The sequence below is a fragment of the uncultured Paracoccus sp. genome (assembly GCF_947487305.1).
Taxonomy (GTDB): domain Bacteria; phylum Pseudomonadota; class Alphaproteobacteria; order Rhodobacterales; family Rhodobacteraceae; genus Paracoccus.
On record NZ_CANKWH010000025.1, the window covers coordinates 25,340 to 32,107 of the forward strand.

General features: G+C 62.6%; 7 protein-coding genes. 1 reads left to right on the plus strand and 6 read right to left on the minus strand.

What is annotated here, in order from left to right; all coding sequences use genetic code 11:
* Positions 1 to 118: 118 nt before the first annotated feature.
* Positions 119 to 340: a hypothetical protein gene (locus Q1A36_RS19170; protein WP_299847421.1), complete on the minus strand. Its 222-nt coding sequence runs from the start codon at positions 338 to 340 to the stop codon at positions 119 to 121.
* Between the two features lie 204 nt (positions 341 to 544).
* Between Q1A36_RS19170 and Q1A36_RS19175 the strand changes: the two genes are divergently transcribed.
* The gene (locus tag Q1A36_RS19175) at positions 545 to 1,336 is read left to right on the plus strand and encodes a hypothetical protein (protein WP_299847423.1); all 792 of its coding nucleotides are present in this window, start codon (positions 545 to 547) and stop codon (positions 1,334 to 1,336) included.
* 176 nt (positions 1,337 to 1,512) lie between these two features.
* Here the strand turns inward: Q1A36_RS19175 and arsJ are convergent, their stop codons facing one another.
* The 5 genes from arsJ to Q1A36_RS19200 all read right to left on the minus strand — a co-directional run bounded on the left by arsJ (position 1,513) and on the right by Q1A36_RS19200 (position 6,071).
* Positions 1,513 to 2,760, minus strand: coding sequence for an organoarsenical effux MFS transporter ArsJ (gene arsJ / locus Q1A36_RS19180; protein WP_299847425.1), 1,248 nt, complete (start codon positions 2,758 to 2,760; stop codon positions 1,513 to 1,515).
* The gene (locus Q1A36_RS19185; protein ID WP_299847427.1) at positions 2,757 to 3,764 is read right to left on the minus strand and encodes an ArsJ-associated glyceraldehyde-3-phosphate dehydrogenase; all 1,008 of its coding nucleotides are present in this window, start codon (positions 3,762 to 3,764) and stop codon (positions 2,757 to 2,759) included. The genes arsJ and Q1A36_RS19185 overlap by 4 nt, the downstream gene beginning before the upstream one ends.
* A gap of 3 nt (positions 3,765 to 3,767) precedes the next feature.
* Complete coding sequence (locus Q1A36_RS19190) at positions 3,768 to 4,610, minus strand: helix-turn-helix domain-containing protein (RefSeq protein ID WP_299847429.1); 843 nt, start codon at positions 4,608 to 4,610, stop codon at positions 3,768 to 3,770.
* Positions 4,611 to 4,734: 124 nt separating this feature from the next.
* Positions 4,735 to 5,754: an ACR3 family arsenite efflux transporter gene (gene arsB / locus Q1A36_RS19195; RefSeq protein WP_299847431.1), complete on the minus strand. Its 1,020-nt coding sequence runs from the start codon at positions 5,752 to 5,754 to the stop codon at positions 4,735 to 4,737.
* Positions 5,751 to 6,071: a metalloregulator ArsR/SmtB family transcription factor gene (locus tag Q1A36_RS19200; protein WP_299847433.1), complete on the minus strand. Its 321-nt coding sequence runs from the start codon at positions 6,069 to 6,071 to the stop codon at positions 5,751 to 5,753. Before Q1A36_RS19200 ends, arsB begins: the two co-directional genes overlap by 4 nt.
* Between the last annotated feature and the right edge of the window lie 697 nt (positions 6,072 to 6,768).

Sequence of the window (6,768 nt, forward strand, 5' to 3'; positions counted from 1 at the left end):
TCAGAAGGAGGCGCTTTAATCCACCGGCAGGTGCTTTCTCAGAAGCCGCCATTCGTGCCAGACCAATTTCTTTGCCAGGCGTGCGGGGCCCGGTCTATGGTGCTGCCGAGGAAGCAGATCAGCTGGCTGTGGTCAGTTGAGCATCGACGATACCCATGTCGCGGGACTTTTTCTCGTCTAGCGGCATCTTTTTCTGCGCACTGACCGCTAGCCTTGCCGCTCCCGCGACAACCAGACCGATCACCAGTGCGGCGACGGCCATTACTGTGCCAAGCCCAATCGCGGCGGCACCAGCAGAAACCAGCAGGATCATCGCAAGGGTCGATTTCAGTCGTTTCATCTCATGCACTCCTTTTGTTGCTGATTTCAGAAGTGGGGTATGGGTCCGATACGCTGCTGACCGGAAGATTACATATCCGTAATCGGTGGGATCTCCGTTCCGCATTACGCATCTGTAATCTGGAGCTCATCCCGCCGTCAGGAACTGGCGCGATCCAGAAAGACGACGAAGCAGGACTTCGCCGTCAATCAATGGATCAATCCCATGTCAGACGCAGATTCCCTGACCGCACCTGCCTTGAGCAGTGCCTTTAACAAGGTCCCGGAGGTTACGGCCTTCTTCTGGGCCATCAAGATCATGGCAACCACTGTTGGCGAAACCGGTGCGGATTTCCTGATCTTCAACATGAAGCTGGGACTTCCTCTGACATCGTTGCTGATGTCGCTGGTGCTTGCCGCGATTCTCGCCGCCCAGCTCCGAACCGACCGCTATCAGCCTTGGGTCTATTGGCCGACCGTGACGATGATTTCGGTCGTGGGCACGCTGATCACGGATAGCCTCGTAGACACCTATGGCGTTCCGCTAGAGTTGACCACGGCCGTTTTCTCGATCCTGCTGATCGCGACCTTCGCGATCTGGTATGGACGTGAACGGACGCTGTCCATTCACTCGATCGACACACCGGCCCGTGAGGGGTTTTATTGGCTGGCCATCCTCTTCACCTTTGCCCTTGGCACGGCGGCTGGTGATCTGATGGCCGAACGGATCGGCCTTGGCTATCTGCCTTCGACCTTGCTCTTCGCCGTCGGTATCGGCGCGATTTTTGCCCTCTGGCGCGCTGGCCACCTAGGGGCAGTCACCGCCTTCTGGATCGCCTATGTCCTGACCCGGCCGCTTGGCGCATCCTTCGGTGACTTCCTGTCGCAGCCCGTTGCGAATGGCGGCCTGGGTCTGGGCACCACGATTACCAGCCTCGTCTTTCTGTCGGTGATCCTGGCGCTGGTCGGCTATTTGGGTCTGAGCAAGGTTGATCTCGAAAAATCCCGACGCGCGTGACGCTCGAAGGCCTCGGCGCCACGCGCCGGGGCAGCGCCCCCAGGAAGCCTCGTCAATTGGGGACAAAGCCCTAAGCTCGGGGGTCGGGTCGATTTGCCGAAGGAGGGATCGAAATCACCGCTGGCAGCGGACCCCGCGTTGCGTGCTGTATCGTCCGTGGCTCTTCCACTTTGCCATCAAATGTCCCCAAGCCGCCTTGCCGCCCACCAGCTTGCCAGCGCCATGATCCCGGCCGTGGTGAGGCACAGCGGCAGCCCGCCCGCCTGATAGCTGAGACCCGACAGCAGCGTCCCGATCAGCCGACCGGCGGCATTGGCCATGTAATAGAAGCCGACATCACGGGTGATCCGGCTGGCGTCGCCAAAGGCGAGGATGAGGTAGGAATGAACCGAGGAATTCACCGCGAAGACAAAACCGAAGAGCAGCAGCCCCGCGACCAGCAGCACCGTCAGCCAGGGCGCCGGCCCGCCTGCGATCAGCGCGGCCAGTGCCAGCGCGAAGGGGATCGGGACCAGAAGTCCGGCCCAGAGGATCGCCTTGCGCACCACCACGGCTTCGGGCTGCGCCTTGCCGCCCAGAATGCGCGGGGCGAAGGCCTGCACCGCGCCATAGGCGATGATCCACAGCGCCATGAAGCCGCCGACCAGGAAGAAGGCCTCGCGACGGCCATCTGGGGTGCCGTCTGACAGGACCGATTGGAAATAGACCGGGATGCCGACGACGAACCACACATCGCGCGCGCCAAAGAGGAACATCCGGGCGAGGCTCAGCCGGTTGACGCGCGGATCGCGCGACCGCCAGCCGCCCCAGCTTTCCGCCGATTTCATTCGCCCCGGAAGGCCCTTGGGCAGGAACAGGATGACCGCCAGCAGGATCGCCGCCATCACCGCCGCCATTCCCCAGACTGCCGCCTGAAACCCCGCCAGCCCCAGCAGCGCCGCACCCAGAAAGAAGCCCAAGCCCTTGACCGCGTTCTTCGACCCGGTCAGCGCGGCGACCCATCGAAACAGCCCGCCATCCTCGGAGGGTGCCAGCAGCTTCACGGCGGATTTCGAGGACATCTTGGCCAGATCCTTGGCCACACCCGACACACCCTGCACCGCCATGACAAACCCGACCGAGGCCGCGATGGACCAGCCCGGATCAAGCTGCCCGAGCGCCAGCAAGGTGCCGATCTGCAAGGCGAGGCCTCCGTAAAGCGTCGCCGCCAGCCCGAACCGTGCCGCCAGCCAGCCCGCTGCAAGATTGGTCACGATGCCCGCGACCTCATAGAGCAGAAACAGCCAGGCCAGTTGCACCGGCGAAAAGCCCAGGGCATTGAAATGCAGCAGCACCAGCATCCGTAGCGCGCCATCGGACAGCATGAAGGCCCAATAGGCGGCGGTGACGGCGCCGTAGGCGCGCAGCGGACTCGCGGCGGTCACATTGCCCCCGCGACCATGCGGGCGATATCGGCCAGACGGCAGGCATAACCCCATTCATTGTCATACCAGGCATAGATTTTGACCTGCGTACCGTTCACCACCATGGTCGATTGCGCATCGATGATCGACGAGCGCGGGTCATTGATGAAATCGGACGAGACCAGCGCGCGGGCCTCATATCCCAGAATGCCCTTCAGCGGGCCCTCGGCCGCGGCTTGGAACAGCGCGTTCACCTCCTCGACGGTCGTCTCGCGCTCGACCTCGAAGACGCAATCGGTCAGCGAGGCGTTCAGCAGCGGCACCCGCACCGCATGGCCGTTCAGCCGGCCCTTGAGTTCGGGATAGATCAGCGTTATCGCCGTGGCCGATCCGGTGGTCGTCGGGATCAGGTTCATCAACGCCGAGCGCGCCCGGCGCATGTCCTTGGCCGGGCGATCCACGATGGTCTGCGTATTCGTCACATCATGGATCGTGGTGATCGAGCCGTGACGGATGCCGATATTTTCATGGATCACCTTCACCACCGGTGCGAGGCAATTGGTGGTGCAGGACGCTGCCGTCACCAGCCGCTGCGAGCCGTCATAGAGGTGGTGGTTCACCCCATAGACGAGATTCAGCGCCCCTCCATCCTTGACCGGCGCGCTGACCACGACCTTCTGCACCCCGGCGGCGTAATAGGGGGCAACCTTGGCACCGGTCTTGAAAACCCCGGTGCAGTCGATGACCAGATCGACGCCCAGTTCGGCCAGGGGCAGCGCCTCGATGGTCTTTTCATGGGTCAGGCGGATGGTTTTCCCGTCCAGCACCAACGCGCCCTCCGCCGCTGCGACGCGGGTGCGCCAGCGGCCATGAACGCTGTCGAACTCCATCAGCAGGGCGTGCTGTTCAGCATCACCCACGGTGTCGTTCAGCAGCACGATCTCGCCGCCCGCGCCCGTGTCGATCAGGTCGCGCAGGACCAGTTTTCCGATGCGGCCAAGGCCGTTCAGCGCAATCCGGGGCATGGGTCAGTTTTCCAGAAAGGCGTCGCTGCCGATGGCGTCGACGCGGTTTTGCAGGGACAGCCGGTCAAGGCTGGCGAAGGGCAATGCGGCAAAGGCCTCGATCCGGCGGCGCAGCGCGCCATAGGTCTGGGCAAAGACCAGCGCCTTTTCGGCATCGGTCCCCTGCGCCTTGACCGGATCGGGCAGGCCCCAATGGCCGGTGATCGGCTGGCCGGGCCAGGGGGGACATTCCTCGGCTGCCGAGGTGTCGCAGACGGTAAAGACGAAATCCATCACCGGCGCGCCGGGCTGCTGGAATTCCCCGATATGCTTGGATCGCATCGTGGCGGTGTCATGGCCGTTCCGCTCCAGCACCGCCAGCGCGAAGGGGTTCAACTGGCTGCCCGCGCGCGTCCCGGCGGAATGGGCGATGAACCGGTCCTTGCCCAGATCGCGCAGCAGCGCCTCGGCAAAGATCGAGCGGGCCGAGTTGCCCGAGCAGATGAACAGCACGTTCCAGATCTTGTCACTCATCGCGGGTGTCTCCCTTGAGGGCCTGGACAGCGAGGTCAGCAGGTCCGGCCGCGCCCGCCCGACATCCAGCGCCAGATAGCCGATCAGCGCCTCGGTCAGGTCAAGGTTGACGGAATAGAACAGCGACCGCCCCTGCCGCGCGACCCGGATCAGCCCGGCAGCGGTCAGGTCCGACAGGTGATGCGACAGCGTGTTGGGCTTCAGGCGCAGCGCCTCGGCCATCTCGGTCGGCCGCACGCCCTGCGGGGCAAAGCGCATGAGCAGCCGGAAGACGGCAAGGCGGTCCGTGTGGCCGAGGGTGGCGAAGGTATAGGCGGCAAGGTTGTTTTCCATGTTTCCGGAATATCGGAAATATCCGGCGAGTCCAGTGAAGGTTTCATGACAGCACCCGTCTCAGGTCGCGGCGGACTGGTTCACTCGCTTCATCAGCCGGGCGTCGATCTGCGCGATGGGTCGCTCATGCCGGAAACCTTTCGCGAGTGCGGTTGGCCAAGGCGACCAACGACAGCATCACCGGCACCTCGACCAGCACGCCGACGACCGTGGCCAAGGCCGCGCCAGAGTTCAGGCCGAAGAGGCCGATGGCCACCGCCACCGCCAGTTCGAAGAAATTCGACGTGCCGATCAGGGCGCAGGGCGCCGCCACCCGGTGCGGCAGCTTCCACGCCCAGGCCCAGGCATAGCCCAAGGCGAAAATGCCATAGGACTGGATGATGATCGGTACGGCGATCAGCGCGATCAGCAGCGGCTGCGCGAGGATCACCTGTCCCTGGAAGCCGAACAGCAGCACCACGGTCAGCAGCAGGCCGACGATTGAGGCGGGTTTGATCCGTGCGGTAAACTCTGAAACGACGGTCTTACCTCCCTTGGCCAGCAGCGCCCGACGGGTCAGCGCGCCGGCGATCAGCGGCAGCACGATATAGAGGACCACCGACAGGATCAGCGTCTGCCACGGTACGGAAATCTCGGTCACGCCCAGCAGGACGGCGACAATGGGCGCAAAAGCCACCACCATGATCAGGTCGTTCACCGAGACCTGGACCAACGTGTAATTCGGGTCGCCCCTGGTCATCTGCGACCAGACAAAGACCATCGCCGTGCAGGGCGCCGCGCCCAAGAGGATCAGGCCGGCGATATATTCCGGCGCCTTGGCCGGGTCGATCAGCCCGGCAAAGACATGATTGAAGAACAGCACGCCAAGCGCCGCCATGGTGAAGGGCTTGATCAGCCAGTTGACCACCAGCGTGATGACCAGCCCCCTTGGCCGCTTCCCGACATCCTTGAGCGAGCCGAAGTCGATGGCGATCATCATCGGATAGACCATCGCCCAGATCAGCATCGCAACCACAAGGTTGACCGAGGCATATTCCAGTCCGGCGAGTGCCGCGAACAGGCCGGGCATCAGATTGCCGAGAACCAAACCGGCAAGGATGCACAGCGCAACCCAGAGGGTCAGCCAACGTTCGAAGATGGTCATGCGACGTCCCCCGCAACAGGGCAGCAATCCCGGCCTTCTGGGGCTGTCTGGATACTGGTGACAAAATCGGACAGCGGGCCAAGCGCGGCGGGGGAGAGCCAATAGCAGGTGCGCGGCCCGTCGATCTCGCCAGCGATGATCCCGGCAGCTTTCAGGATCCGCAGATGTTCGGACACGGTGGATTGCGCCAGACCGACCGCCTCGACGATCTCGCCGCCGATGCAGCCGGGCGTTGCCAGCAGCAGCCGCAGGATGCGCAGCCGCGCCGGATGGGCCAGCGCCTTGGCCAGTTCGGCAAGGTGGTCATCGTCGATCATGGAGGCCTCGAATCATATCGTTAATCGTCGATAGACGATATGATTTTGATGCACAAGAGCCACCCAATTGTCCGGAGCAGCAGTCGCCAGATCAGTCCACATTTCCGCAGGTCGCGAGGCGGAAAGCGAGACAACGATCCGACCGAGATCTTAGTCCTTGTTCCACGCCATACTCGAGCAACATTAGCTTTTCCGAGGAGTTTTGGCCTGACAATATTTTTCTGGGGCTTGTGCATGTCCCATATTCCGGAATGCGTCATTGCCATGGTCAGGACCTATACCCGGTTCATAGCCGGAACATGATCGCCGCAGCGAGAGTGACTGCGGAGGGGAAGACCTTTGGGGATTGGTCATACGAGGCGACCACCACTTCCTCGCGGCGTTTGTCGGCGAATTGCCGCTCACACTAACGGCCTCGGCCCGTTGAACCGGAAAACCAGACTGACGAAACATCGTCGCCTATCGGGAAGGCTTAGATTGACCACGACCTCTGGTCCGGCTTGTCCCTCCGAGGCGTCCCAGGTGGCGAAATTGAGCTGAGTAAATGCATCGCACTAAGCAATCCGTGATTTGAATCAAGCGGTCGCAGCATCTAGTCTGTCCGAATACTACTGTCCGTAACCCGGATCGAAAGATGCGCCGCTGGATATGTTCACTGCTGGTCGTGCTGATCGCCCTTGGCGGGGTGCTGTCGCAT